The following is a 24,744-nucleotide window of genomic DNA, read 5'->3' on the forward strand; positions in this document are numbered from 1 at the left end:
TGGGATGGCGCGCCGGGCTGGTGGCGCTTCCGGGGCTCGACGCGGAGAGAAGGCGTCGGGAATCAGGCCCGACAGCCGCTGCTGCAGACCCGCAGGTAATCGATGTGCCGGCGCGACGCCAGCAGCTCACCCTGTCCATCCATCGAGATCATTGTGCCACCGGCTGGGCGGAAACGAGGAATCGGGTTCGGCTCACCGGTGCACGAAATTCCGTGGTCGGCGGACCTGCCAGACTGGACGTGTGCCCGCGCCCTCGACCCCTGAGCTCAGCCGGCTCGACGGTGCCGCGACGCCGTTCGGGCTGTACCTGCACGTTCCGTTCTGCGCGACGCGCTGCGGCTACTGCGACTTCAACACCTACACCGCCGGCGAGCTCGGCGCCTCGACGTCCCCGCAGGCGTGGGCCGAGGCGATCGACGGGGAGCTGGCGCTGGCCCGCCGCGCGCTCGGCGACGCCGAAGTGTCGACGGTCTTCGTCGGCGGCGGCACCCCGTCGCTCCTGGGCGGCGACGGCCTGGCCGCCCTGCTCGACACCGCACGCCGGCACTTCACCTTCGCGGACGACGCGGAGGTGACCACGGAGTCGAACCCCGAGTCCACCTCGCCGGAGTTCTTCGCGCGGCTGCGGGAGGCGGGCTTCACCCGGGTTTCGCTCGGCATGCAGTCGGCGGCCGCCCACGTGCTGCGCGTGCTGGACCGATCGCACACGCCCGGGCGGGCCGTGGCCGCAGCGAAGGAGGCCCGCGCCGCGGGCTTCGACCACGTGAACCTCGACCTCATCTACGGCACGCCGGGGGAGTCCGACGACGACCTGCGGGCCTCGCTCGACGCGGTGCTCGACGCGGGCGTCGACCACGTCTCCGCGTACGCGCTCATCGTCGAGGACGGCACGGCGCTGGCCCGCCGGATCCGGCGCGGGGAACTGCCCGACACCGACGGCGACGTGCTCGCCCACCGCTACGAGATGCTCGACGGTGCCCTGCGGGACGCGGGTTTCGACTGGTACGAGGTGTCGAACTGGGCGCGCTCGGACACGGGGCGGTGCCGGCACAACGAGCTGTACTGGGAGGGCGCGAACTGGTGGGGCGCCGGGCCCGGCGCGCACGGTCACGTGGCCGGGACGCGGGTCTGGAACGTCAAGCACCCCGCCCGGTACGCCGAGGCCGTCGCCGGCGGGGCACTGCCGATCGCGGGGTACGAGGTGCTCACCGACGAGGACCGGCACATCGAGGACGTGATGCTGCGCGTGCGCATGCGGTCCGGCATCCCGCTGTCGGTGCTGCGGCCCGACGAGGCCGCCCGCGCCGACGCGGAGGTCGTCGTCGGGAACCTGCGCCGGGGCGCTGGCGCGTACGTGCTGACCGACGCCGGGCGGCTGCTCGCCGACGGGGTCGTGCGCCGCATCCTCGACTGAGCGGCGCGGGCCCGATCAGGACAGCGCGAAGACCACCGTCACCGTCACGGTGAGCGACTGCTCGCCGGACTCGATCGGCACGGGCGCGGCGGCGACACCCGGAGCGGAGTCGGGGGCCGAGAACTGCCGGGTCGTCGTGGGCCGGGCGGCCGCGCCCTCGGTGACCGTGCGGACCTCGCCGAGCTTGCCGCCGGAGAGCTTGGCGTACTGCTCCGCGCGGCTCTTGGCCTCGGCGAAGGCCTTGTCGCGGGCCGTCGCCTTGAGGGCGGAGTCGTTCTCGATGTCGAAGCCCACCGAGCTGATCCGGGTCGCGTCGCCGCCGGCGGTCGCGAGGTCGCCGAGCAGCTTCGACGCGGACTCCAGCTTGCGAACCTTCACCGTGAGCGACTGCGTCGCCTCGTACGAGGTGATCTGCCGGTCGGTGCCGTAGCGGGGATTGACCCGCACGTTCGCGGTGGCGACGTCCTTCTTGTCGACGCCGTTGGCGCCGGCCGCGTCGATCACCTTCTGCGCGCTCGCCGAGGCGTCGTTGAGCGCGGTCGTCACGTCGCCCGCCTGGTGCTGGACCGCCAGCTCCACGGTGAGGACGTCCGGCTTGCCCGAGGCGTCGCCCGTGCCGACGGCTGTGATCTCGCGCGGGGAGTCGTTGGAGGTGCTCGACGAGCCGCAGGCCGTCACCGTCCCGCCCAGTGCGACCGTCGCGAGGAGCGCGACGCCGGTGACTCGCAATTTCCGTGCTGTGCTGGATGTCGGGTTCGCCATGGTCCCAGCGTGGCAGCGGGGGCGCGCCGCCGCAGCGGATCGCCCGTTACGACAACGAACGGACGGTTAGACCAACTCCCATTCGACGGTGACCCGCGCGGTGACGTGGCGCTCGCCGGCCTCCATCGCCGGACCCGCCGGCGCCGCGGCGACGGACTTGGCCGCGAAGTGCACCTCCGCCCGCGGGCCCGCCGGCGACGGATCGTCAGCGATCGAGAGCACAGCGCCGAGGGCGTCGCCCGACAGTGCGGCGTACTGCTCGGCCTGCGCCTTCGCGTCGGCGAACGCCGCCTCGCGCGCCGCAGCGGCGGGGGCGGCACCGTCGGACAGGGCGAAGGTGACGGACTGGATCCGGGCCGCGTCACCCGCGGCGGTCGCGGCGGCCTGCAGCACCGCGGCGGCGCCGCCGACGGTGCGGATGGTGACGGTGAGCGACTCGCTGGCGGCGTAGCCCTCCAGCCGGCGGTCCTCCCACGGTCCCGTCTCGACGGCCTGCAGGCCCACGTTCGACGTGGCGACGTCGCCCTCGGCCACCCCGGCCGCGCGGACCGCGGCGACCACGGCGCGCGCCGCCTCGCCCGCCCCGGAGAAGGCGCTCGCGACGTCGGCCGCGCGGAACTCCACGCCGATGTGGGCGACGACGACGTCGGGCGTGGCGGTGGCGATACCGGACCCGGTCAGGCGGATGGTGCGCGACATGGGGGAGTCCTCTCAGTCCTGGCGGGCGTGCTTTCCGTGCCTCCCCGAGGATGCCGGACGCGGCGGAGTGCCGGGCGGGAGCGCGTGCACGCGGCAGTGCAGGACCTCGCGGCCGCGCAGCGCGGACCGCACGGCGCGGTGCAGCCCGTCCTCGAGGTAGAGGTCGCCGTTCCACTCGACCGCGTGCGGGAACAGGTCGCCGTAGAACGTGGAGTCCTCGGAGAGCAGGCGGTCCAGCGCCAGCACCGTCGTGGTGGTGACGATCGCGCTCAGCCGCACCTGCTGCGGCGGGATCTGCGACCAGTCGCGGGCGGTGAGGCCGTGATCGGGGTACGGCTTCCCGTCGAGTACGCCCTTGAAGATCACGGCTCGACTCTAGCCCGCGTAAGCTGGACATTCGAAGTCCACAGGAGAAAGGACGGCGCGATGTCGACGACGGAGGACCGGCGCTTCGAGGTGCTCCGGGCGATCGTGGCCGACTACGTCGAGACGCACGAGCCCGTCGGCTCGAAGGCCCTGGTCGACCGCCACCAGCTGGGTGTCTCCAGCGCGACGGTCCGCAACGACATGGCGGTCCTCGAGGCCGAGGGCTACATCACGCAGCAGCACACCAGCTCGGGGCGCATCCCCACCGAGAAGGGCTACCGGCAGTTCGTCGACCGGATCGCGCAGATCAAGCCGCTGTCCTCGGCCGAGCGGCGCGCCATTCTGCAGTTCTTGGAGACCGGCGTCGACCTCGACGACGTGCTGCAGCGGTCCGTGCGCCTGCTCGCCCAGCTCACCCGGCAGGTCGCGGTGATCCAGTACCCGGTGATCAGCTCCGCGCGGGTGCGTCACCTCGAGGTGGTGGCGCTGGCGCCGACGCGCCTGCTGCTCGTGGTGATCCTGGACTCGGGCCGCGTCGAGCAGCGCCTGGTGGAGCTGGGTGGCCCCGCCTCCGACGAGGACCTGTCCCGGCTGCGCGAGCTTTTCGGCGCGGCGGTGCACGGCAAGCTGATCCCGGACGCTTCGATGGGCGTCGCCGACCTGGCGCCGCTCGCGCCGCGGGACCTGCGCGACGCGGTGATCCGGGTGTCGACGGTGCTGGTCGAGACGCTCGTCGAGCGGGCCGACGACCGGCTGGTGCTGGGCGGCACGGCGAACCTCACCCGCAACGCCGCCGACTTCGACGCCGTCTCCGGCTCGCTGCGCAGCGTGCTCGAGACGCTGGAGGAGCAGGTGGTGGTCCTCAAGCTGCTCACCGCCCGGCAGCAGCCCGGCACGGTGTCGGTCGCGATCGGCTCGGAGACCCAGGACGAGAATCTGCGCGGCGCGTCGGTGATCTCCACCGGCTACGGCGCGCCCGGCGCGGTCTTCGGCGGGCTCGGCGTGCTGGGGCCCACCCGCATGGACTACCCGGGCACGATCGCCTCCGTCGCCGCGGTCGCGCGCTACGTCGGCGAGGTGCTCGGGGAGCGCTGATGCCGGTCCGCGCATGATTCGCGGCGGGGTGACCTGCGCGAATGGTCCGATCGGGCGGTGTGGTGGAATCATGGGTTGAGCGCGGTCCGAGCAGGTCCGCTGATTGTCGTCCATACGTTAGAGGGATTCGCCGCAGTGGCACGTGATTACTACCGCATCCTCGGGGTCGATTCGAAGGCCTCCGACCAGGAGATCAAGCGCGCGTACCGCAAGCTCGCCCGCGAGCTGCACCCCGACGTGAACCCCGACGACGCGGCGCAGGAGAAGTTCCGCGACGTCTCGGACGCCTACGAGGTGCTCAGCGACCCCGAGAAGCGGCGCGTCGTGGACATGGGCGGTGACCCGCTCGACAGCTCGCCCGGTGGCGGCGGCTTCGGCGGCGGCGGCTTCAGCGGCTTCGGCGGGGGCGGCCTCGGCGACGTCTTCGAGGCCTTCTTCGGCGGCGGCATGGGCGGCGGCGGACGCGGCCCTCGCGGCCGGGTCCGCGAGGGCAACGACGCGCTGATCCGCATGGAGCTGGACCTCGACGAGTGCGCGAACGGCGTGAGCCGCGAGCTGACCGTCGACACCGCGATCCTCTGCGACAAGTGCCAGGGCGCCGGCACCGAGGGCGACAGCAAGCCGTCGACGTGCCCCACCTGCCACGGCGCGGGCGAGGTCCAGTCCGTGCAGCGGTCCTTCCTCGGCCAGGTCATGACCTCGCGGCCGTGCCCCACCTGCTCGGGTGCCGGCGAGGTCATCGAGAACCCCTGCAGCAAGTGCAGCGGCGACGGCCGCGTGCGCACCCGCCGCAACCTGACCGTGAAGATCCCCGCCGGCGTCGGCGACGGCATGCGCGTGCGCCTCGCGGGGCAGGGCGAGGTGGGCCCCGGCGGCGGCCCCGCCGGCGACCTCTACGTCGAGGTCACCGAGACCGAGCACGAGTACCTCACCCGCGACGGCAGCACGCTGCACGTCACCGCGCGGGTGCCGATGTTCGACGCGGCGCTGGGCGCCGAGGTCACCGTGCCCACCGTCATCGACGGCGAGCTCACCGTGGACGTGCCCGCGGGCACCCAGACGGGTGACACCACGGTGCTGCGCGGCCACGGCATGCCCCAGGTCAACTCGCAGGTGCGCGGCAACCTCGTCGTCCACTTCGACGTGGCGATCCCGGCGCGGCTGGACAAGAAGCAGACCGAGAAGCTGCGCGAGCTCAAGGCGCTCTTCCCGGGCGAGGGCCCGCACGCCGCCCGTCGCGGCGGCCAGGACCAGGGCGGCGGCATCTTCTCGCGCCTGCGCGACACCTTCGCCGGGCGGTAGCCGCAGGTGGCGGCCACCGTCTTCCTCGCGGAGTCGCTGCCCGGGCCGGGCGAGGAGTACCTCCTCTCCGGCGACGAGGGCCGGCACGCCGCGGCCGTGCGGCGCGTCCGCACGGGCGAGGAGCTCGTCCTCTCCGACGGTGCCGGCGGCTTCGCCCGATGCACCGCGATCGCGGTCGGCAAGGCCGATGTGACGGTGCGCTGCGTCGAGACCTGGACGGTGCCCCCGGCCTCGCCGCGCGTGGTGCTGGTGCAGGCGCTGCCGAAGTCGGACCGCTCCGAGCTGGCGGTCGAGCTCGCCACCGAGGCGGGGATCGACGCGATCATCCCGTGGCAGGCGTCCCGTTGCGTCTCCCGGTGGGACGGTGGAGGGTCCGGCGGCAAGGGTTCCGGCAAGGCCGAGAAGGGCGTCGCCCGCTGGCGCGCCGTGGCCCGCTCGGCCGCGAAACAGGCACGGCGAGCGTATGTTCCGGAGGTCCACGGCCTGGTGACCACGCGGGAACTCGTTCCGTTACTCACCAGTATGGATGCGAATGTAGTTGTCTTGCACGAGGGTTCGGCGGTCCCTTTCGGCGAGGTTGACTTCTCAGTAACCGGAACCATCGTTATCGTGGTGGGGCCGGAGGGCGGAATCAGCCCCGAGGAACTGGATGCCCTGGTCGGGATGGGTGCGCAGCCCGCGCTCCTCGGCCCGACGGTGCTGCGGACCTCCACCGCCGCCGCCGTCGCCCTGGGTGCTCTGGGAGTGATGACCGACAGATGGTCCGGCACGCCGCCGGACTGATCGACCGGACCGGCGGGGTGCCGGCCGGCGGCTGGGACGAAGGAGTGCTCGGACACGATGGCGCGTCGCATCTTCTACGGCAGCGAGGAATCGCAGCACGGGCACTTCTACCCGGGCGACGCCGACAAGCCCCTGATCACCCTGGTGCACGGCGGCTACTGGCGGAACCTGTATTCGATGACGATGGAGTCGAAGGTCGCCAAGGACCTCAACGACCGCGGCTACCCGGTGTGGAACGTCGAGTACCGCCGCGTCGGCGAGCCGGGCGTCGTCTGGCCGATCCTCGGCGACGACGTGCTCGCGGCGATCGACTACGGCACCGACAAGCTGGCCAAGGGCGCCGGGCACATCGTGGCCGCCCACAGCGCCGGCGCCACCCTGGCCGTGTGGGCCGCCGCGCAGCGCCCCGACCTGCTGGGCGTGATCTCCCGCGGCGGCGTCCTCGACCTCATCGAGCGCGGCGACGGCGACCAGTCGATGCGCCTGCTGTTCGACCTCGCCCCGAACGCCAACCAGCGCCTGATCAAGCGGACCTTCGCGCAGGCCAGCCCCGTCGCGGCGATGCCCTTCACCACTCGCGTGCGCGCCCTGCACGGCCGGCTCGACGAGCAGGTGCCCTACCAGCTGTCCGAGTGGTTCCTCTCGCAGGCGCAGGAGAACGGCATGGACGCGACGCTCACGATGATCGAGGGCGAGGGCCACGACGACTTCCTCGAGCCCGGCTCGAAGGGCCACAAGGCGACGCTCGCGGCGATCGAGGAGCTCTCCGCGCGGTGACGCCGTGCCGGGGCGGATCCGCCCCGGGCGAAACCCACGGGCCTTCCGGGGGTGAGCGGTACTAAACTGGGCGTATCCGCACCGTCAGGCGCGGTGACCGCCGAGACAAGGATTGACGCACCGCGTGCCAGACCCCACCAGTTCCGACAGCCCCGCCCAGGCAGTGACGCCGGCGCGGTCCACCGTCGAGATCCCCATCGAGCTGACGTTCGGACTGCTCGGCCCCGCGGACGCGAACCTCCGGGCGCTCGAGAGCGCGCTCGACGCGGACGTCCACGCCCGCGGCAACGTGATCACCCTGTCCGGCCGTCCCGCCGACGTGGCGCTGGCCGAACGTGTCCTCGCCGAGCTGCTCGCCGCCGTGCGCAGCGGCGTCGCCGTCAGTCCCGAGGAGGTGCGCCGCTCCGTCGGGATGATGACCGACGGTTCCGGCGAGTCACCGGCCGAGGTGCTCACCCTCGACATCATCTCCCGGCGCGGGAAGACGGTGCGCCCCAAGACCGTCAACCAGAAGAAGTACGTCGACGCGATCGACGAGCACACCATCGTCTTCGGCGTGGGCCCCGCGGGCACCGGCAAGACCTATCTCGCGATGGCCAAGGCCGTGCAGGCGCTGCAGTCCAAGCAGGTCAGCCGCATCATCCTCACCCGCCCCGCGGTCGAGGCGGGCGAGCGGCTCGGCTTCCTGCCGGGCACCCTGAACGAGAAGATCGACCCGTACCTGCGCCCGCTCTACGACGCGCTGCACGACATGATGGATCCCGAGGCGATCCCGAAGCTCATGGCCGCCGGCGTGATCGAGGTCGCGCCGCTGGCGTACATGCGCGGCCGGACGTTGAACGACGCGTTCATCATCCTCGACGAGGCGCAGAACACCACCGCCGAGCAGATGAAGATGTTCCTCACCCGCCTCGGCTTCGGCTCGAAGATCGTGGTCACCGGCGACGCGACGCAGGTCGACCTGCCGGGCGGCGCCACCAGCGGCCTCCGCGCCGCGGTGGGCATCCTGCGCGGCATCGACGACATCCACATCGCCGAGCTGTCCAGCGCCGACGTGGTGCGCCACCGCCTGGTCGCCGAGATCGTGGACGCCTACGCCCAGTTCGAGGAGCAGCTCGAAGCCACCAAGCGCCCGCAGTTGGGCGCGCGACGCATCCCGGGACGCCGATGAGCATCGAATTCGCCAACGAGTCGGGCTTCGACGTCGACGAGGCGGAGGTCGTGGCGGTGGCGGCGTTCGCCATCGCCGCGATGGACGTGCACCCGGGCGCCGAGCTGAACATGCTCGCCGTCGACCTCGACACCATGGCCGATCTCCACGTGAAGTGGATGGACCTGCCCGGCCCCACCGACGTCATGAGCTTCCCGATGGACGAGCTGACCCCGGGCGGCCGCCCGGACATGGTCGAGGCCGGCCCCGCGACGCTCGGCGACATCGTGCTGTGCCCGCAGTTCGCGGCGGAGCAGGCGACCGCCGCCGGGCACTCCACGGGCCACGAGCTGAACGTGCTCACGGTGCACGGCGTGCTCCACCTGCTGGGCTTCGACCACGCCGAGCCCGACGAGGAGCGTGAGATGTTCGCGCTCCAGGACAGCATCCTCGCCGAGTACTACGCGCAGCAGCGCGACCAGGAGCGTCGCGCCCGCCAATCCGCGCGCGACGAGAAGCTGCTCGGCCGCACCGGCTTCCTGGGGCGGCGGGACTGAGCGTGTCCTCGTCGATCCTGCTGATCGTCGGCGTCGTGGCCCTGGTCTTCCTGGGCGGTCTGTTCGCGGCGATCGATTCCGCCTTGATCACGGTGTCCCCGGCGCGCGTCGAGGACCTGGTGGAGGAGGGCCGTCCGGGTGCGAAGCGCCTCCAGCGCGTCCTCGTCAACCGGCCCCTCTACGTCAACCTCGTGGTGCTCCTGCGCACCGCGTGCGAGGTCCTGGCCACCGTCCTCGTCTTCCTCGTGCTCGACCGCTACCTGTCCACGGTGTCGACGGCGGTCGTCACCGCGGCCGTGATGACGGTGGTCAGCTACGTCCTGATCGGCGTCGGGCCGCGCACCCTCGGCCGGCAGCACGCGTACACGCTGGGCTGCTCGGCCGCGGTGGTGCTGCAGGCGATCGCGATCCTCATGGGCCCGATCACCCGCCTGCTGATCCTGCTCGGTAACGCCATCACGCCCGGCCGCGGCTACCGCAACGGCCCGTTCGCCACGGAGGTCGAGCTCCGCGAGCTCGTCGATCTCGCGCAGCAGCGCGGCGTGGTGGACGAGGACGAGGGCAAGATGATCCAGTCCGTCTTCGAGCTCGGCGACACCGCCGCGCGCGAGGTCATGGTGCCGCGCCCCGAGATGGTGTGGATCGAGGCCGACAAGTCCGTCTCGCAGGCCACCCGGCTCGCGGTCCGCTCCGGGCACTCCCGCATCCCCGTCATCGGGGAGAACGTCGACGACGTGCGGGGCGTCGTCTACCTCAAGGATCTCGTCGCCCTGCCCGACGGTGCCGACCGCCACGCCATCGCGGTGGGCCGCATGGCCCGACCGGCGGTCTTCGTGCCCGACTCGAAGCCCGTCGACGCGCTGCTGCGCGAGATGCAGCACACCAACAACCACATGGCCGTCCTGGTCAACGAGTACGGCTCCATCGCCGGCCTGGTGACCATCGAGGACGTGCTGGAGGAGATCGTCGGCGAGATCACCGACGAGTACGACTCCGGCGAGGTCGCGCCGGTGGAGGAGCTCGGCGACGGGGTGTTCCGGGTGTCCGCCCGGCTCGACCTGGAGACGCTCGGCGAGCTCTTCGACAAGGAGATCGAGGAGGACGAGGTCGACACCGTCGGCGGCCTCCTCGGCCTGGCGCTGGGCCGCGTGCCCCTGCCGGGCTCGGAGGTCGAGGCGCACGGCCTGCTGCTGGAGGCCGAGGGCGCCACCGACCGGCGCGGCCGCGTGCGGATCTCCACGGTCCTGGTGCGCAGCGCCGACGGCGAGGAGGCGGCACCGTCGGACGACGACGCGACCGCGAACGACGAGAAGGAGCCGGCGTGACCGAGACATCCGACGAGGACCGCAAGCTGGTGACCCTCGCGCGCGGCGCGATGGCCCGGGCGGGCGCCGCGCACGGCGCCGCGGTCCGGGACCTCGACGGGCGCACCTACGCCGGTGCCCCCGTCGCCCTGACCTCCCTGACGCTGACGGGGCTGCAGGTGGCCGTCGCGACGGCGCTGAGCTCCGGGGCCGAGGGCTTCGAGGCCGCCGTCCTGGTGGGCTCCGCCGACGGTGCCGACGCCGGCGTGGCCGCCCTGCACGAGGTGTCCACCGCGGCACCGGTCCTGTTGTTCGACGCACGGGGAGAGGCCCTGACGTGACCGAAGAGATCCAGACCCCCGAGGACTTCCGGTCCGGCTTCGTGTGTTTCGTGGGGCGGCCCAACACGGGCAAGTCCACGCTGACCAATGCGCTGGTCGGGACGAAGGTGGCGATCACCAGCTCGCGCCCGCAGACCACCCGCTCGACGATCCGCGGCATCGTCAACCGGCCGGACTGTCAGCTGGTGCTGGTGGACACTCCGGGCCTGCACCGCCCGCGCACCCTTCTCGGGCAGCGCCTCAACGACCTCGTGCGGGACACCTACTCCGAGGTCGACATGATCTGCCTGACGATCCCGGCGGACGAGAAGATCGGCCCCGGAGACAAGTACATCCTCGAACAGATGCGGCACATGGCGCCCCGCACGCCCCTGATGGGCGTGGTCACCAAGATCGACAAGGTGGGCCGCGACAAGGTCGCCGAGCAGCTCCTGGCCGTGTCGAAGTTCCTCGGCGAGAACAGCGACGTGATCCCGGTGTCGGCGACGTCGGGGGAGCAGGTCGAGGACCTGGTGCAGCTGCTGGCGTCGAAGATGAAGCCCGGCCCCGCGTTCTACCCGGACGACGAGATCACCGACACCGACGACGACACGATGATGGCCGAGCTCATCCGCGAGGCCGCGCTCGAGGGCGTCCGCGACGAGCTGCCGCACTCGCTGGCCGTGGTGATCGAGGAGGTCGTGGAGCGGGAGAAGACGCCCGCGCAGGAGAAGACCGGCAAGCCCGGCCTGCTCGAGGTGCATGCCCTGCTCTACGTCGAGCGGAGCTCGCAGAAGGCGATCATCATCGGCAAGGGCGGCGCCCGGCTCAAGTCCGTGGGCACCGCCGCGCGCGGCGAGATCGAGAAGCTGCTCGGGCGGAAGGTCTTCCTGTCCCTGCACGTGAAGATCGCCAAGGACTGGCAGCGCGACCCGAAGCAACTGGGCCGCCTGGGCTTCTAGAGCCCGGGCGGTCAGCGACCGAGCATCCGCTGCCACCAGGTGGGGCGCGCGTTCCGATACTTCTCGGTGTCCGGGAGCGGCCCGGGGTCGTCCGTTCTGCCTTCGACGAAGTCGATCATCTGCTGGGGCACCGGATCCTTGAACGCGCGAAGTCCACTCACGACCACGCGGATCATGTCCCGGCGTTCGTCGATGGACACCGGATCCCTCGTCGCGTCACTCATGTCGGCCTCCCGTACTCCGCCTACGGTCCTCAGTATCCTCGCGATACCTGATCGTCGCCATGTGCATCGAGATTCCTCGCTCAGTTCTGGTGCCGAGCGACGACCTCAACAGATCATCGATGATCGCCCATCCGTCCCTCCGGCTCGGCTCGTCGGTGGAGTAGGTGGCGTCCAGCGCCCATTGGCACCGCGTCCACCACTCCTTGCGGTTGTCCGCGAGCCGTTTCTGACCGATCGTCACGATCGCGATGACCGCGGCGGCCGTGCCCACGATGATCGTGGCCCATCCCGGTGTCATGACCTCTCCCCCCCGCCGAAGAAATCCGATGCTGCTGACATCGTGCACCGGACCGCCGACAGGTTTCAGGAATGTTCATCGAGGAGTGCGGCGAGCGGGATCTCCTCGAGCTCCGAGTAGCCCGTGTCGCGCCACCAGTACAGGCCGGACCCGGTTGCGATAAGGAGCTCGTCGCCGTGGCGCGCGACCGACACCTGCGTGGTGTGGATCGGCGCGACGGCGACCGGTTCGAGGGTGTCTCCGTCGACGCGGACGAGCAGCCAGAACTGCTCCTCGCTCCGGTACTCGCAGGGTCCGTCGAGCGGCCACCGGCCGGCGGCGCCGGTGCCGTCGGGCCGATGACAGACGACGAACAGGTCGTTTCCGACGGTCCGCACGCTTCCGAAGCGTGGGGCGGTACGGGCGCTGCGGGTGATGGTGAGGTCTGGGCGCACGTCGAGGGCGATCGGGTCGCCGATCATGCCCCCGGTGAAGACCCGCGGCGGCGCACCGCCGAAGCCGTCGGGGTTGGGGCCGACGTCGTCGAGCACGGGCCCGACGGTGACCTCGCCCGCCTCGCCCACGCGCACCAGACGGTGGGTCCGGTCCTCGGGAGCCATCTCGCCGTTGCAGGTCAGCAGGAGGAACCCGGGGTCGGTCGCGATACCCCAGCGCGGCGCATCGCCGGTGTGCACGGGCTCGCGGAGCGTGACGTCCCCGGGCTCGATCAGATGCAACCGCACGGTGTTTCCCTCCTCGCGGAGGGCGACCAGTGCAGTCCCGTCGCCGGGCACGACCGAGTCCACCGGCGAGGTCGTCACCAGTGTGACCGCCCCATCGGCGATGCGGAAGACGCCATCCGAGCGGAACGCCCAACACGCGCCAGCGGCGGCCCACACGGTGGGGATCTCGTAGTCCTGCTTCGGCGTCACCGCGCCGGGCAGCAGATGCTCCTGCGGTGTCCGGTCGCCGGAGAGGTCGAGTTCCGCGACGATCGGCAGCGTGCTGTCGACGACCCAGGCCCGATCACCGTCGACGGCTACGGAATCCGGGCGGATGCGCGGCTGTGGTGCCGTGAGCGGCGCGTCCGCGAGGTCCAGGTCGACGACGGCCGCGAACTCGTACCGATGCTCGTGGTCGTCACCTGCGGATGAATCGAGCCATTGCGGGCAGGCGGTGACATCGCGGTATTCGTACGTGCCGGGGACATGGACGAAGGGCTCGGAGTCGGTGGTCCGTCGAGCCAGCACGGATGCGACCCGAACGCGGAGGATCCGGCCCCGCACTCGGATCGGATTCGGGTGGTAGACGTAGTCGGCGTAGACGGTGCCCCGCACGCGGACTGGCCCGATCATCGGGCGAGGAGCGCCCCATGACACCTCCCACCCCATGCCCCGCAGCGTGGTCGGCCACCGCATGCGCCGGTCATCGTCACGGCCGGTGACAGACGGTGCACCGCGGGGAATCGCCTCGGCGGAGAGCTCTGTGACCCCCGCGTCGCTAGGGTCCGGAACGACCTCCTCGCGGAAGCCGATCACGTACTCGCCGATCTCGCCGACCACCGGAGGTGGCGGTGATCCGTCGCCCAGCATCCAGCTCGCAATGCTGACGCGTAGCGGCACAGAGGCAGCGGGCTCCGTCACGACGCCGATCCGGATTCGCCGGGGTCGGTGAGATCGAGGTCGACGATGACCGCCCAATCGGAGCGTCGGCCACGAGGAGTGGGTGTTACGTCGTCGTACCTCCGCGGCGCCGTGGCGACATCGCGGTGGAGGATCGTCCCCGGAATCGGGCACCAGACCTGTCTACCGTCGGGTTGATCCGGCCAGCGGATGAGGCGCATCTCGACCGATTCGATGCGCACCGCTATGACCCTGCCCCGCACGCCGGGGGCACCGATGTGGTCAGCATGGAACGTTCCGTGCAATCGAACTGTGCCGTTCTGTGGAGCGGTCTCGTGCATCTCGTACTTCCATCCGGCACCGGAATAGACCGTAGGCCAGCGGCGCAATCCGTCGTCGGCGACGTAGGAGCTGCCGGTGACGGCCACTTTCGCGACGATGTCGACGACCGCGGTGTCGTCCGGGGATCTCGTCGCTTCGAAGGTGAGTGGGTACTCGCCGATGTCGCCGACGGCGGGAGGGACGATCGCGCCGACTTCGATGTCCCACGTGTCGATCACTACCGGCAGGGCGCGCTCCGGAATTCGATTTACCACATGGCAAGTACATCATGGTGGCGAAGGGTGAGGTGCGTCGATGGCGCTGGTTGTCGGCGCGGGGTGGGATGATGGAGGGTATGAGGTCGTACCGGGACAGCGCTGTGGTGCTGCGGCAGCACAAGCTGGGGGAGGCCGACTACATCCTCACGCTGCTGACTCGGGACAACGGCCTGGTCCGCGCGGTCGCGAAGGGGGTGCGCCGGCCGCGCTCGCGGTTCGGCGCCCGGCTGGAGCTGTTCGCGCACGTCGACCTGCAGCTGCACCCCGGCCGCAACCTGGACATGGTGACGCAGGTGCACTCGATCGCCGCCTACTCGGGCGACCTCGCCGGCGACTACGGCCGCTACACCACGGCCTGCGCGGTGATCGAGACGGCGGAGCGGCTCGCGGGCGAGGAGCGGGCCCCGGCGCTGGAACTGCACCGGCTCACCGTCGGCGCGTTGCGGGCGATCGCGGCCGGCGTGCGCGACCGTGACCTCGTGCTGATCTCGTTCCTGCTGCGCGCGATGGAGTCGGCGGGCTGGGCGCCCGCGCTCACGATCTGCGCCCGCTGCGGCGACGAGGGGCCGCACCGCGCCTTCCACGTGGCCGCGGGCGGCGCCGTCTGCGTGCACTGCCGGCCGTCGGGCTCCGCGGTGCCGGGGCAGGGCGTGCTGGATCTGATGGCCGCGCTCGCCCGCGCCGATTTCGACTTCGCCGAGACCACGGGCGAGCGGCTGCGCAGGCAGGCCAACGGGCTCGCCGCCGCGCACCTACAGTGGCACGTGGGGCGGCAGTTGCGGTCGCTGCCCATGATCGAGCGGCACGCGCCGCACAGCCCGGCCCTCGCGGCCGGTGAGAGGGAGGTCGACGGTGCCGGGACTGCGGCGGGGTAGGTCCAAGACGACGGTGCCGACGGCGCCGGTCACCGTCCGGCCCCCGGACCCGCACCCCTCCGGGGCGACGCCGCCGGAGATCCCCGCGGAGCTGGTGCCGAACCACGTGGCCCTCGTCATGGACGGCAACGGCCGCTGGGCCAAGGAGCGCGGCATGGCGCGCACCGAGGGGCACAAGCGCGGTGAGGCCGTGCTCATGGACACGGTCTGCGGGTGCATCGAGATCGGCGTGAAGCAGCTCTCGGCGTACGCCTTCTCGACGGAGAACTGGTCGCGCAGCCCGGAGGAGGTGCGCTTCCTCATGGGCTTCAACCGCGACGTCATCCGGCGCCGGCGCGACGAGATGCACGAGATGGGCGTCCGGGTGAAGTGGGCCGGGCGACGGCCGCGCCTGTGGGCCAGCGTGATCAAGGAGCTCGAGGTCGCGGAGGAGCTCACCAAGGACAACGCCGTCATGACGCTCACGATGTGCGTCAACTACGGCGGCCGGGCGGAGATCGTCGACGCCGCACGGGAACTCGCGCGCCGTGCGGCGGCGGGAGAGATCAATCCGGACCGCATCACCGAGCAGTCCTTCCAGCAGTACCTGTACCAGCCGGACATGCCCGACGTTGACCTGTTCCTCCGGCCGTCGGGCGAGAAGCGCAGCTCGAACTTCCTGCTGTGGGAGAGCGCCTACGCCGAATACGTCTACCAGGACACGCTGTTCCCGGACTTCGACCGCCGGAACCTCTGGGACGCCTGCCTGGAGTACGCCAAGCGCGACCGCCGGTTCGGCGGCGCCCAGTGACGGCGCAGGACCCCCGGCTCGACGCCCTGCGCTCCCGGCTCGAGTCCGCGCTGGCCGATGGGGTGGTGCTGCGCCGCGACGAGAATCAGGCCGTGCTGGTCGATTTCGGTGAGACCCCGGCATCGGTGCAGGTCTTCGAGCTCGCGCGCGACGTGGACGTCTACTCGCTGACCCAGGTGGTGGCGTGGGACCTGGCTCTGACCGACGAGCTCCGCGACGACGTACGGGCGGTGGCGGAGGGTGTGCAGTTCGGATCGCTGCGGCTCATGGAGCGGGAGGTCTCGGCGGATCTGGTGCTGCACTACAGTTTCCCGGCGGGCACTCTCGCGGGCGACGCGCTGCGGGAGTTCGTGCTGTTCGTGCTGGCCCAGGGCGTCGACGCGCGCCGCCGCCTCGTCGGCTGACGGCGCGCGCCACAGACGCGGCGCAGCGGATCGCTCAGGGGCGCAGCAGCACCTTGCCGACGCGGCCGGGCCGGCCGCTCGCCGCCGCGGCGGAGGAGATCTCGTCGAGCGGGTACACCCCGTCGACGGGCAGTGCGAGGGTGCCGGAGGCGACGCCGCGGACGACCTCGCCCATGAGCTCGGCTCGCTTGGCGGGCGCCATCTCCTGGCTCACGGTGCGTCCCCAGAAGCCCTTGACCACGATCTCCTTGAAGATCGCGACGTTGACGGGGATCTCCAGCATCGCGCCCTCGCCCGGGTTGGTGGCGCTCATCGCGCCGAACGAGACGAGCGTGCCGCGCTGGCCGAGCAGAAGGGCGAGCTGGGTGCTCGCCGCGCCACCGATCGAGTCGACGGCGGCCGCGTAGCCGGCGTCGCCGGCGAGTTCCTTGGCGCGGTCGCGCCAGCCCTCGCTGTCGGTGGCGATCACGTTGGTCACGCCGAAGGTCGCGAGCTCGTCGACGGCGGCGGACCGTCGGACCAGGCCCGTGACGTTGATGCCCCGGGCGGTGGCGAGCTGCGCCAGCAGGCGCCCGACCATGCCGTTGGCGGTGTTCTGGACGATCCACTGCCCGGGCTGGACGTTCAGGTAGTCGAGGAGGCTGATCGCGCTGAAGGGCATCGAGAAGAGCTGTGCGGCGGCCTCATCGGAGATCTCCCCGGGGACCGGAAGCAGACCGGCGGCGCCGGCGACGAAGTACTCCGCCCAGGTGCCGAAGGCCGAGCCGGTGGCGACGCGCTGGCCGACGGTGAAGCCCTCGACGCCCTCGCCGAGAGCGTCGATCACGCCGACGGCCTCGGAGCCGGAAGCGGCGGGGAGGGCGGGCTTGTAGCCGTAGTCGCCCTTCACGGTCCACAGGTCGTGGTTGTGGATCGGGGCGAGCAGAGTGCGGATCCGCACCTGGCCCGGCCGGGGCTCGGGCAGCGGGACCTCGCGGACCGACAGGACGCTCGCGGGGTCGCCGAACTCGTCCTGGATGAGTGCACGCATGGATGTCTCCTTGTGAGAAGTGGTGGGGGAGTTCAGTCGTTCGCGACGGTCACGGTGACGTCGACGTTGCCGCGCACGGCGTTCGAGTACGGGCACACCTGGTGCGCCGCGTCGGCGAGGGCCTGGGCGGCGTCCTGCTCGACGTCGGGGATGACGACCTCGAGCGCGACGGTGAGGCCGAAGCCGCCGGATCCGTTGGGGCCGATACCCACGCGGGCGCCGACGCTGGAGTCGCCGAGCGCGACCTTCTGCGTGCGGGCGACCATCTGGAGCGCGGAGTGGAAGCAGGCGGCGTAGCCGGCGGCGAAGAGTTGCTCGGGGTTGGCGCCGTCGCCGGATCCGCCCATCTCCTTCGGGATGGCCAGCTGCAGGTCGACGCGGCCGTCGTCGGTGCGGGTGCGGCCGTCGCGGCCGGCGCCGGTGGCGATGGCCTCGGCGGTGTACACGGTGCTCATGTCGGGGGTTCCTCCTGGAACGTCGGGGAATGGTCAGGTGTGCGCGGCGCAGAAGCGGTTCGCCAGGTCGCGGAGCGCGACCGCGTCCTCGACGGGCAGGTTGAAGCCCTCGTAGACCCGGCTGCGGGCGGCGTCGACCCGGGGGCGCAGCGCGTGCCCCGCGTCGGTGACGTGGACCGTGACCAGTCGTTCGTCGGCCTGGTCGCGGCGGCGCTCGACGAGGCCGGCGCCCTCGAGCCGCCGGATCAGCGGCGACAGGGTGCCGCTGTCGAGGCGCAGGCGTTCGCCCAGCGCCGAGACGGTGACGCCGTCGCGCTCCCACAGGGCGAGGAGCGTGACGTACTGGGTGTAGGTGAGGCCCAGCGTCGACAGCTCCTCGCGGTAGGCGTTCGACGCCACCCGCGCGGCGGAGTACAGCGCGAAGCACAGCTGCTCGTCCAGGGTCCGGTTCGCTTCCACCCCATGATGATGGCACACAATTCAATTGCGCACAACTGAAAATCTCGCGACTGGACGAACTGGGCCGACCTGTCTACCTGCAGGTTTACAGAACGTGTTGATCTGTCCACGAATTACTTGACAAATATGCGGAAGCTGTCAAATACTGAGTCTAGAGCGTATGACCTCAGTCACAGCCCCCGTCGGGGGCGAACAGATTTAGGAGGGCACCGTGAAGGGCCTGGCTTACATCGACGCGGACGGCAAGGAAGCCGTCTGGACCGACCACAAGAAGCGACTCTGGCTGTGGGGCCTGTTCGTCCCCACCGCCCTGTTCTTCGCCATGGGACTCATCGCGCTGCTCGGCATCGGCAGCACGCCCCTGATGTACCTCGCCCCGGTGCTGTGGTGGATCGGCCCGATCCTGCTGTACGTGATCCTCCCGATCGTCGACATCAAGGCCGGCGACGACGGCGAGAACCCGCCGGAGGAGGTGATGGAGGCGCTGGAGAACTCCACGTACTACAAGTGGCTCACGTTCATCTTCCTGCCGTTCCAGCTCGCCTCCCTCGTGATGATGTGCTACCTGCTCACCGCGGACAACCTGACCTGGTTGGGCGGCGTGTACGCCAATGGCGGCGGGCTCGGCCTGATCAGCCAGATCGGCCTCACCCTCAGCCTGGGCGTCGTCGCCGGCATCGCCATCAACACCGGTCACGAGCTGGGCCACAAGAAGCCCGAGAACGAGCGTTGGATCGCCAAGCTCACCCTGGCGCCCGCCATGTACGGCCACTTCTTCATCGAGCACAACCGCGGCCACCACGTGCGCGTCGCGACCCCGGAGGATCCCGCGTCCGGCCGCTTCGGCGAGACCTTCTGGGAGTTCCTGCCGCGCAGCGTGTGGGGCAGCCTGAAGTCCTCGTGGGAGCTGGAGAAGACCCGCCTGCAGCGTCTCGGCAAGAGCCCCTGGACCCTGAAGAACGACGTGCTCAACGCCTGGCTCATGACGGTCGTGCTGTTCGGTGGTCTGACCGCGGTCTTCGGCTGGTACGTCCTGCCCTTCCTGATCATCCAGGGCGTGTACGGGTTCAGCCTGCTGGAGTCCGTGAACTACCTCGAGCACTACGGCCTGCTGCGCCAGAAGCTGGCCTCCGGCCGCTACGAGCGGTGCGCCCCGAAGCACTCCTGGAACTCGGATCGCATCATCACCAACGTCTTCCTGTACCACCTGCAGCGCCACAGCGATCACCACGCGAACCCCACGCGCCGCTACCAGACGCTGCGGTCCTTCGAGGAGGCGCCGTCGCTGCCCCAGGGCTACGCCACGCTGATCGGCCTGACCTACTTCCCGCCGCTGTGGCGCCGCCTGATGGACCACCGCGTCCTCGACCACTACGACGGCGACATCACCAAGGTCAACATCCACCCCCGCGTCCGCGACAAGGTTCTGGCCAAGTACGGCGCCACGACGACCGGAGAGCAGGCCGCCGCATGAGCTCCTTCCAGTGCCCCGTCTGCGACTACGTGTACGACGAAGCGGCAGGCGCGCCCCGCGAGGGCTGGCCGGCCGGCACCCTCTGGGACTCCATCCCCGACGACTGGAACTGCCCCGACTGCGGGGTCCGCGACAAGATCGACTTCGAGCCGGTCTGACCTACCGAATCCCCCCTGACGAGAAAGGAACCGACCATGAGCGACGCACCCTTCAAGCTGTTCCGCTGCCTCCAGTGCGGCTTCGAGTACGACGAGGCCGAGGGCTGGCCCGAGGACGGCATCGAGCCCGGCACCCGCTGGGACGACATCCCCGACGACTGGTCCTGCCCCGATTGCGGCGCCGCCAAGGCCGACTTCGAGATGGTCGAGGTGTCCCGGGCATGAGCACGGACAGTGTGGTGATCGTCGGCACGGGCGTCGCGGGCGCCACCGCGGCCCTGGCACTGCGGACCGGCGGATACGACGGGGCCGTGACGCTCCTCGGGCGCGACCCGCACCTTCCGTACCGGCGGCCCACGCTGTCGAAGGACGTGCTGCTGGCGGGGATGCCCGTCGAGAAGGCGCTCCTCAAGCCGGCCGCGCACTGGGAGGGCATCGGCGTCGCGGTCCGCACCGGGGTCACCGCGACGGGCGGCGACACCGCCGCCCGCACCCTGGAGCTGTCCGACGGTGCCGAGCTCGCCTACGGCTCGCTGGTCCTCGCGACCGGCGGTGCGGCCCGGGAGCTGCCGGGCCTGCCGCCCGCGCCCCGGGTGAAGTACCTGCGGGACTTCGCCGACGCGACCGCGCTGCGCGACGAGCTGGGCCGCGCGGGCAGCGTCATCGTGCTCGGCGCCGGACTCATCGGCTCCGAGGTCGCCTCCGCCGCCGCGAAGCTGGGCGCCGCCGTCACCGTCGTCGAACCGGCCGCCCTGCCGCTCGCCCGCGTCGTGCCCCCGTCGATCGGGGAGCGCCTCGCCGGCCTGCAGCGCGACGCCGGCGTCGACCTGCTGCTCGGCGTCCGGCCCGGGGAGATCACCGTCGACCCCGACCAGGTCTCCGTCGCGCTGCCCGGCGGCGGCGCCCTCGTCGCCGACCTGCTGGTGGTGGCCGTGGGCTCGAGCCCCGACACCGGCCTCGCCGAGCGTCTGGCCCTGCGCGTGGACGACGGTATCCTGGTGAACGAGCAGTACCGCACGTCCGCCGAGGGCGTCTACGCCATCGGCGACTGCGCGCGGGTGCCCCATCCGCTGGAAGACGGCAGCTACCGGGCCGAGAACTGGTCGGCGGCGCAGGACCAGGGCACCGCGGTCGCGCAGGTGCTCCTCGGCGGCGCGCCCGCCCCCACGGTCCCGTGGGGCTGGTCGAACCAGTTCGGGGCGGTACTGCAGTTCGCGGGATGGCCCGCGGCGGACGACGAGCTGGAGGTGGACGGTCCCATGGACACGGCGAGCGGTGATCCCTTCTTCGCGCGGTGCCACCGCGGCGGCAGCCTCGCAGGCGCAGTGGCGATGGGCCGGCCGAAGGAGCTGCGGGCCGTCCGCGGCGAGCTGTCCGAGCAGATCGCGGCGGCGGTCGCACGATGACCGTCCTCGTCGGGCGCGATGCCGCTGATGCCGCGCCGAAGCAAACGGTGCGGGATCAGGCGCTCGACGCGGTCAGCGGCGTCCTGAGCGGGCGGGAGTGGTCGGCGGTCACCATGGCCGCCGTCGCCCGCCAGGCGGGCGTCAGCCGGCAGACCCTGTACAACGAGTTCGGCTCCCGCAAGGGCATGGCCGTCGCCTACGTCACCCGGTTCGTCGACGGCCTCCTCGCCTATGTGCAGGAGCGGATCGATGCGCACCCGGGCGAGATCGACGCCGCCGTCGACGACGCCATGCGCGGCGTCTTCGAGATCGGGATGGGCGACCCCGTCGTCATCAACATCGTGGGACCGAACCCCCACCGCGACCTCATGGGGATCGTCACCATCGACGGCACGCCGATCATGCAGCGCGCTGCCGAGGGCCTCGCGGAGATCCTGGCCATGAGCTGGGCACAGGTCCGCCGGGCCGACGCGCAGATCGCGGCCGGCGTGCTCGTGCGGCTCGCGTTCAGCCACCTCACCATGCCGATCGAGGGCCCCGAGGAGGCGGCGCGCGAGGTCGCCGCCGTGCTCTCGCCGTTCCTGGCCCAGGCCGTTCGCAGCTGACCCGCGCGCGGGCTCGATCGGGTCAGGGGCGCGAGCAGTCGGCGCAGCGGCCGAAGATCTCGAGTGTGTGGGTCGCGTCGGTGAAACCGTGCGCCGCAGCGGTCCGCGCGGACCACGCCTCGACGGTCCGGTCGGTGACCTCGACGGTGCGCCCGCACTCGCGGCACACCAGGTGGTGATGGTGCTCGTCCGAGCACAGCCGGAACAGGGCCTCGCCGCTGTCCGTCCGCAGGGTGTCGACGGCGCCCGCGTCCGCCATCGCCTGCAGGTTGCGGTAGACGGTGGTCAGGCCGATCGACTCGCCGTCCGCGCGGAGCTGCTCGTGCAGCTCCTGCGCCGACTTGAACTCCGACACCGACCGCAGTGCCTGCGTGATGGCGCCGCGCTGCTTGGTCGCGCGGACGCCCGTGCCCTTGGTGGCGTGGACGGTCACCGTCACACCCCCGGCCGTTCGGTCGCGTGGGCGACGGCGTCGACGACGATGTGCGCGAGGTGGTCGTCGACCAACCGGTAGACGATCTCGCGGCCGTTGCGCTCGCCGCGCACGACGCCGGCGGACTTGAGCACGCGCAGGTGCTGGCTGACGAGGGGCTGGGTCACGCCGAGGGCGTCGACCAGCTGGTGCACGCACAGCTCGGAGTGCATGAGCTCGAGCACGATGGAGATCCGGACCGGGGCGGCGAGGGCGCGCAGGAGGTCGCCCGTGGCGGTGAGCACCTCGGGATCGGGCTGGTTGCGCGGCGGGTCCTCGGGGTCGACGGGGCAGTCGGCGACGACGGCGGTCGGGACGATGTCGGTGGGAATGGGGGCCTCCTCTTATCAACAATCATTTTCATATGCGAGATCGGCCACGTCAAGCGGCGGGCGGGAGGCGTCCCATCGCGCCGCGGTCGCAGGTGCGAACGGTAGAGTCGGTGCGTACGTTTTTCTGGTCTCACAACCCGTCGGAGATGAAGCGCGCCGTGGCCAAAGCAACCAAAGTCGATACCGTCGCCAACCTGTGCAAGCGCAGGGGACTGGTCTTCCAGTCGGGTGAGATCTACGGCGGCACGAAGTCGGCCTGGGACTACGGGCCGCTCGGCGTGGAGCTCAAGGAGAACATCAAGAAGCAGTGGTGGCGCAACATGATCACCTCGCGCGACGACGTCGTGGGCCTGGACAGCGCGATCATCCTGCCCCGTCAGGTGTGGGTGGCCTCGGGCCACGTCTCCGTGTTCAACGATCCGCTGGTGGAGTGCCTGAACTGCCACAAGCGGCACCGTCAGGACCACCTGCAGGAGGCGTACGCCGAGAAGCGCGCCGCCAAGGGCGAGGAGATCGACCCGGACGCCGTGCCGATGACGGAGATCGTCTGCCCCGACTGCGGCACCAAGGGGCAGTGGACCGAGCCCCGCGACTTCAACATGATGCTCAAGACCTACCTCGGCCCGATCGAGTCGGAGGAGGGCCTGCACTACCTGCGGCCCGAGACCGCGCAGGGCATCTTCGTGAACTTCAAGAACGTGATGACCACGGCGCGCAAGAAGCCGCCGTTCGGCATCGGCCAGATCGGCAAGAGCTTCCGCAACGAGATCACGCCCGGCAACTTCATCTTCCGGACCCGCGAGTTCGAGCAGATGGAGATGGAGTTCTTCGTCAAGCCGGGCGACGACGACGAGTGGCACCAGTACTGGATCGACTACCGCCTCAAGTGGTACACGGATCTCGGCATCGACCCGGAGAACCTGCGCCTGTTCACCCATCCGCAGGAGAAGCTGAGCCACTACTCCAAGGGCACCGTCGACATCGAGTACCGCTTCGAATTCGCCGGCAGCGAGTGGGGCGAGCTCGAGGGCATCGCCAACCGCACCGACTTCGACCTCGGCACCCACACGGAGCACTCGGGCGAGTCGCTGGAGTACTTCGACCAGCAGTCGGGCGAGCGGTACACACCGTACGTCATCGAGCCCGCGGCCGGCCTGACCCGCTCGCTCATGGCCTTCCTCGTGGACGCCTACACCGAGGAGGAGGTGCCGAAGGCCAACGGCGGCACCGATACCCGCGTGGTGCTCAAGCTCGACCGCCGGCTGGCGCCGGTCAAGGTGGCCGTGCTTCCCCTCTCGCGCGACGAGAAGCTCTCGCCCAAGGCCCGCGAGCTGTCGGCGCAGCTGCGCCAGTACTGGAACGTCGACTTCGACGACGCGCAGGGCATCGGCAAGCGCTACCGCCGCCAGGACGAGATCGGCACCCCGTTCTGCGTCACCGTCGACTTTGACACGCTGGAAGACGAGTCCGTGACCGTCCGCGAGCGCGACACGATGGAGCAGGAGCGCGTGCCGCTCGCGGAGATCCAGCAGTACCTGGCCGCGCGCCTCGCCGGCTGCTGACCTCCGACATCGACGGCTCCGCCCGTCCGGTCGCGAGACCGGACGGGCGGACGCATATCAGCCGCAGGTGATCTCGACGCGGAACTTCTTGGTGCTCAGGTCCGCGGCACGGGCCTCGCCCGTGATCGTGTAGCGATTGCCCGCCTTCGAGGCCTTGGCCGAGCCGACCTTCCCCACGGGCGTGTTCAGCACCGTCATCACGTTGCCCCCGGTGGCGATGAACAGGCTGTTCACCGTGGGCGGATTGCCCTCGGTGAGCATGGCGCCGATGCCGCGGGCGGTCTGGACGCTGCCCGAGCCCACCGTGATGGAGTCGCCGGTGCGCGAGCACCCGGCGTTGACGTACTCGGCGTCGCTCTCGGCCTTGCCGTCGATCTCGACCACGGTGCTGGAGTCGATGTTGGGGGAGGTGCACGCCGCGAGCGCCACCAGGGTGACGCCCGCGAGGGCGACTGCCGCTTTCTTCATGCGATCACCGTACCGGGGGATCGCGGCAGGTCCGACGCGCC

The 24,744-nt window shown here is 70.9% G+C and carries 31 protein-coding genes; 19 read left to right on the forward strand and 12 right to left on the reverse strand.

The window, feature by feature from the left end; genetic code table 11:
• Positions 1–241 precede the first annotated feature (241 nt).
• A complete protein-coding gene (hemW, locus tag ACM9LD_RS03070; protein ID WP_415675322.1) occupies positions 242–1,414 on the forward strand; it encodes a radical SAM family heme chaperone HemW in 1,173 nt (390 codons plus the stop codon).
• A 15-nt stretch (positions 1,415–1,429) separates the two neighbouring features.
• Here hemW and ACM9LD_RS03075 read toward each other — a convergent pair whose 3' ends face one another.
• The 3 genes from ACM9LD_RS03075 to ACM9LD_RS03085 form a co-directional block, all read right to left on the reverse strand.
• Complete coding sequence (locus ACM9LD_RS03075; protein WP_415675323.1) at positions 1,430–2,176, reverse strand: SIMPL domain-containing protein; 747 nt, start codon at positions 2,174–2,176, stop codon at positions 1,430–1,432.
• Positions 2,177–2,242: 66 nt separating this feature from the next.
• The gene (locus ACM9LD_RS03080) at positions 2,243–2,875 is read right to left on the reverse strand and encodes an SIMPL domain-containing protein (protein WP_415675324.1); all 633 of its coding nucleotides are present in this window, start codon (positions 2,873–2,875) and stop codon (positions 2,243–2,245) included.
• 12 nt (positions 2,876–2,887) lie between these two features.
• Positions 2,888–3,241 carry a type II toxin-antitoxin system VapB family antitoxin gene (locus ACM9LD_RS03085; RefSeq protein WP_224646486.1) on the reverse strand — a complete coding sequence of 118 codons (354 nt, stop codon included), beginning with the start codon at positions 3,239–3,241 and terminating at the stop codon, positions 2,888–2,890.
• 60 nt (positions 3,242–3,301) lie between these two features.
• Here ACM9LD_RS03085 and hrcA point away from each other — a divergent pair, with 60 nt between their 5' ends.
• The 9 genes from hrcA (at position 3,302) to era (ending at position 11,491) form a co-directional block, all read left to right on the forward strand.
• A complete protein-coding gene (gene hrcA, locus ACM9LD_RS03090) occupies positions 3,302–4,336 on the forward strand; it encodes a heat-inducible transcriptional repressor HrcA (protein WP_415675325.1) in 1,035 nt (344 codons plus the stop codon).
• Between the two features lie 135 nt (positions 4,337–4,471).
• A complete protein-coding gene (dnaJ, locus tag ACM9LD_RS03095; RefSeq protein ID WP_415675326.1) occupies positions 4,472–5,638 on the forward strand; it encodes a molecular chaperone DnaJ in 1,167 nt (388 codons plus the stop codon).
• A gap of 6 nt (positions 5,639–5,644) precedes the next feature.
• Positions 5,645–6,421, forward strand: a complete 777-nt coding sequence (locus tag ACM9LD_RS03100; protein ID WP_415675327.1) for a 16S rRNA (uracil(1498)-N(3))-methyltransferase — start codon at positions 5,645–5,647, stop codon at positions 6,419–6,421.
• A gap of 57 nt (positions 6,422–6,478) precedes the next feature.
• Entirely contained in the window at positions 6,479–7,198 is a 720-nt protein-coding gene (locus ACM9LD_RS03105; RefSeq protein WP_415675328.1) for an alpha/beta hydrolase family protein, read from the forward strand.
• Positions 7,199–7,310: 112 nt separating this feature from the next.
• A complete protein-coding gene (locus tag ACM9LD_RS03110; RefSeq protein ID WP_415675329.1) occupies positions 7,311–8,369 on the forward strand; it encodes a PhoH family protein in 1,059 nt (352 codons plus the stop codon).
• Positions 8,366–8,905 carry an rRNA maturation RNase YbeY gene (gene ybeY / locus ACM9LD_RS03115; RefSeq protein ID WP_224646494.1) on the forward strand — a complete coding sequence of 180 codons (540 nt, stop codon included), beginning with the start codon at positions 8,366–8,368 and terminating at the stop codon, positions 8,903–8,905. Before ACM9LD_RS03110 ends, ybeY begins: the two co-directional genes overlap by 4 nt.
• Positions 8,906–8,907: 2 nt before the next feature.
• A complete protein-coding gene (locus ACM9LD_RS03120) occupies positions 8,908–10,230 on the forward strand; it encodes a hemolysin family protein (RefSeq protein ID WP_415675330.1) in 1,323 nt (440 codons plus the stop codon).
• Complete coding sequence (locus ACM9LD_RS03125; protein ID WP_415675331.1) at positions 10,227–10,550, forward strand: cytidine deaminase; 324 nt, start codon at positions 10,227–10,229, stop codon at positions 10,548–10,550. Before ACM9LD_RS03120 ends, ACM9LD_RS03125 begins: the two co-directional genes overlap by 4 nt.
• A complete protein-coding gene (gene era / locus ACM9LD_RS03130) occupies positions 10,547–11,491 on the forward strand; it encodes a GTPase Era (RefSeq protein WP_415675332.1) in 945 nt (314 codons plus the stop codon). The genes ACM9LD_RS03125 and era overlap by 4 nt, the downstream gene beginning before the upstream one ends.
• Positions 11,492–11,502: 11 nt before the next feature.
• On the opposite strand, the gene ACM9LD_RS03135 is transcribed toward era, so the two are convergent.
• The 3 genes from ACM9LD_RS03135 to ACM9LD_RS03145 form a co-directional block, all read right to left on the reverse strand.
• Positions 11,503–11,715 carry a hypothetical protein gene (locus ACM9LD_RS03135; protein WP_415675333.1) on the reverse strand — a complete coding sequence of 71 codons (213 nt, stop codon included), beginning with the start codon at positions 11,713–11,715 and terminating at the stop codon, positions 11,503–11,505.
• A gap of 363 nt (positions 11,716–12,078) precedes the next feature.
• Positions 12,079–13,635, reverse strand: a complete 1,557-nt coding sequence (locus tag ACM9LD_RS03140; protein ID WP_415675334.1) for a hypothetical protein — start codon at positions 13,633–13,635, stop codon at positions 12,079–12,081.
• The gene (locus tag ACM9LD_RS03145) at positions 13,632–14,174 is read right to left on the reverse strand and encodes a hypothetical protein (protein ID WP_415675335.1); all 543 of its coding nucleotides are present in this window, start codon (positions 14,172–14,174) and stop codon (positions 13,632–13,634) included. The genes ACM9LD_RS03140 and ACM9LD_RS03145 overlap by 4 nt, the downstream gene beginning before the upstream one ends.
• A 116-nt stretch (positions 14,175–14,290) precedes the next feature.
• On the opposite strand from ACM9LD_RS03145, the gene recO reads away from it, so the two are divergent.
• The 3 genes from recO to ACM9LD_RS03160 are packed head-to-tail and all read left to right on the forward strand — an operon-like array spanning position 14,291 to position 16,282.
• On the forward strand, positions 14,291–15,088 hold the full coding sequence (gene recO, locus ACM9LD_RS03150) for a DNA repair protein RecO (protein WP_415675336.1): 798 nt from the start codon (positions 14,291–14,293) through the stop codon (positions 15,086–15,088).
• A complete protein-coding gene (locus tag ACM9LD_RS03155) occupies positions 15,066–15,878 on the forward strand; it encodes an isoprenyl transferase (protein WP_415675337.1) in 813 nt (270 codons plus the stop codon). Before recO ends, ACM9LD_RS03155 begins: the two co-directional genes overlap by 23 nt.
• On the forward strand, positions 15,875–16,282 hold the full coding sequence (locus ACM9LD_RS03160; protein WP_415675338.1) for a hypothetical protein: 408 nt from the start codon (positions 15,875–15,877) through the stop codon (positions 16,280–16,282). The genes ACM9LD_RS03155 and ACM9LD_RS03160 overlap by 4 nt, the downstream gene beginning before the upstream one ends.
• A gap of 34 nt (positions 16,283–16,316) precedes the next feature.
• Here the strand turns inward: ACM9LD_RS03160 and ACM9LD_RS03165 are convergent, their stop codons facing one another.
• The 3 genes from ACM9LD_RS03165 to ACM9LD_RS03175 are packed head-to-tail and all read right to left on the reverse strand — an operon-like array spanning position 16,317 to position 18,226.
• A complete protein-coding gene (locus tag ACM9LD_RS03165) occupies positions 16,317–17,312 on the reverse strand; it encodes a zinc-binding dehydrogenase (protein ID WP_415675339.1) in 996 nt (331 codons plus the stop codon).
• Positions 17,313–17,344: 32 nt separating this feature from the next.
• The gene (locus tag ACM9LD_RS03170) at positions 17,345–17,767 is read right to left on the reverse strand and encodes an organic hydroperoxide resistance protein (RefSeq protein WP_415675340.1); all 423 of its coding nucleotides are present in this window, start codon (positions 17,765–17,767) and stop codon (positions 17,345–17,347) included.
• Positions 17,768–17,800: 33 nt separating this feature from the next.
• A complete protein-coding gene (locus tag ACM9LD_RS03175; RefSeq protein ID WP_224646511.1) occupies positions 17,801–18,226 on the reverse strand; it encodes a MarR family winged helix-turn-helix transcriptional regulator in 426 nt (141 codons plus the stop codon).
• Between the two features lie 211 nt (positions 18,227–18,437).
• Between ACM9LD_RS03175 and ACM9LD_RS03180 the strand changes: the two genes are divergently transcribed.
• From ACM9LD_RS03180 to ACM9LD_RS03200, 5 genes are read left to right on the forward strand one after another with little or no spacing between them, the layout of a single operon-like run.
• Positions 18,438–19,700: an alkane 1-monooxygenase gene (locus ACM9LD_RS03180; protein WP_415675341.1), complete on the forward strand. Its 1,263-nt coding sequence runs from the start codon at positions 18,438–18,440 to the stop codon at positions 19,698–19,700.
• On the forward strand, positions 19,697–19,858 hold the full coding sequence (locus ACM9LD_RS03185; protein ID WP_415675342.1) for a rubredoxin: 162 nt from the start codon (positions 19,697–19,699) through the stop codon (positions 19,856–19,858). The genes ACM9LD_RS03180 and ACM9LD_RS03185 overlap by 4 nt, the downstream gene beginning before the upstream one ends.
• A gap of 36 nt (positions 19,859–19,894) precedes the next feature.
• Complete coding sequence (locus ACM9LD_RS03190; RefSeq protein ID WP_068521261.1) at positions 19,895–20,083, forward strand: rubredoxin; 189 nt, start codon at positions 19,895–19,897, stop codon at positions 20,081–20,083.
• Positions 20,080–21,264, forward strand: coding sequence for an NAD(P)/FAD-dependent oxidoreductase (locus tag ACM9LD_RS03195; protein WP_415675343.1), 1,185 nt, complete (start codon positions 20,080–20,082; stop codon positions 21,262–21,264). The genes ACM9LD_RS03190 and ACM9LD_RS03195 overlap by 4 nt, the downstream gene beginning before the upstream one ends.
• Positions 21,261–21,869 (forward strand): TetR/AcrR family transcriptional regulator, encoded by a 609-nt coding sequence (locus ACM9LD_RS03200; protein WP_415675344.1) that lies wholly within the window; start codon positions 21,261–21,263, stop codon positions 21,867–21,869. Before ACM9LD_RS03195 ends, ACM9LD_RS03200 begins: the two co-directional genes overlap by 4 nt.
• A 22-nt stretch (positions 21,870–21,891) precedes the next feature.
• On the opposite strand, the gene ACM9LD_RS03205 is transcribed toward ACM9LD_RS03200, so the two are convergent.
• The gene (locus tag ACM9LD_RS03205; protein WP_415675345.1) at positions 21,892–22,308 is read right to left on the reverse strand and encodes a Fur family transcriptional regulator; all 417 of its coding nucleotides are present in this window, start codon (positions 22,306–22,308) and stop codon (positions 21,892–21,894) included.
• Positions 22,305–22,673 (reverse strand): ArsR/SmtB family transcription factor, encoded by a 369-nt coding sequence (locus ACM9LD_RS03210; protein WP_415675593.1) that lies wholly within the window; start codon positions 22,671–22,673, stop codon positions 22,305–22,307. Before ACM9LD_RS03210 ends, ACM9LD_RS03205 begins: the two co-directional genes overlap by 4 nt.
• 158 nt (positions 22,674–22,831) lie before the next feature.
• Between ACM9LD_RS03210 and ACM9LD_RS03215 the strand changes: the two genes are divergently transcribed.
• Entirely contained in the window at positions 22,832–24,235 is a 1,404-nt protein-coding gene (locus tag ACM9LD_RS03215; protein ID WP_415675346.1) for a glycine--tRNA ligase, read from the forward strand.
• A gap of 57 nt (positions 24,236–24,292) precedes the next feature.
• On the opposite strand, the gene ACM9LD_RS03220 is transcribed toward ACM9LD_RS03215, so the two are convergent.
• Positions 24,293–24,703: a lipoprotein LpqH gene (locus ACM9LD_RS03220; protein ID WP_068521256.1), complete on the reverse strand. Its 411-nt coding sequence runs from the start codon at positions 24,701–24,703 to the stop codon at positions 24,293–24,295.
• Positions 24,704–24,744 lie beyond the last annotated feature (41 nt).

This window comes from Tsukamurella hominis, from assembly GCF_965137015.1.
In the GTDB taxonomy this organism is placed as follows: Bacteria; Actinomycetota; Actinomycetes; order Mycobacteriales; family Mycobacteriaceae; genus Tsukamurella; species Tsukamurella hominis.

Excerpts from the sequence above, each read along its gene's own strand:
- ACM9LD_RS03200 (WP_415675344.1), top strand. The coding sequence starts at position 21,261 with ATGACCGTCCTCGTCGGGCGCGATGCCGCTGATGCCGCGCCGAAGCAA.
- hrcA (WP_415675325.1), top strand. The coding sequence starts at position 3,302 with ATGTCGACGACGGAGGACCGGCGCTTCGAGGTGCTCCGGGCGATCGTG.
- ACM9LD_RS03105 (WP_415675328.1), top strand. The coding sequence starts at position 6,479 with ATGGCGCGTCGCATCTTCTACGGCAGCGAGGAATCGCAGCACGGGCAC.
- ACM9LD_RS03185 (WP_415675342.1), top strand. The coding sequence starts at position 19,697 with ATGAGCTCCTTCCAGTGCCCCGTCTGCGACTACGTGTACGACGAAGCG.
- ACM9LD_RS03220 (WP_068521256.1), bottom strand. The coding sequence starts at position 24,703 with ATGAAGAAAGCGGCAGTCGCCCTCGCGGGCGTCACCCTGGTGGCGCTC.
- recO (WP_415675336.1), top strand. The coding sequence starts at position 14,291 with ATGAGGTCGTACCGGGACAGCGCTGTGGTGCTGCGGCAGCACAAGCTG.
- ACM9LD_RS03170 (WP_415675340.1), bottom strand. The coding sequence starts at position 17,767 with ATGAGCACCGTGTACACCGCCGAGGCCATCGCCACCGGCGCCGGCCGC.
- ACM9LD_RS03165 (WP_415675339.1), bottom strand. The coding sequence starts at position 17,312 with ATGCGTGCACTCATCCAGGACGAGTTCGGCGACCCCGCGAGCGTCCTG.
- ACM9LD_RS03195 (WP_415675343.1), top strand. The coding sequence starts at position 20,080 with ATGAGCACGGACAGTGTGGTGATCGTCGGCACGGGCGTCGCGGGCGCC.
- ACM9LD_RS03190 (WP_068521261.1), top strand. The coding sequence starts at position 19,895 with ATGAGCGACGCACCCTTCAAGCTGTTCCGCTGCCTCCAGTGCGGCTTC.
- ACM9LD_RS03080 (WP_415675324.1), bottom strand. The coding sequence starts at position 2,875 with ATGTCGCGCACCATCCGCCTGACCGGGTCCGGTATCGCCACCGCCACG.
- ACM9LD_RS03135 (WP_415675333.1), bottom strand. The coding sequence starts at position 11,715 with ATGAGTGACGCGACGAGGGATCCGGTGTCCATCGACGAACGCCGGGAC.
- ybeY (WP_224646494.1), top strand. The coding sequence starts at position 8,366 with ATGAGCATCGAATTCGCCAACGAGTCGGGCTTCGACGTCGACGAGGCG.
- ACM9LD_RS03075 (WP_415675323.1), bottom strand. The coding sequence starts at position 2,176 with ATGGCGAACCCGACATCCAGCACAGCACGGAAATTGCGAGTCACCGGC.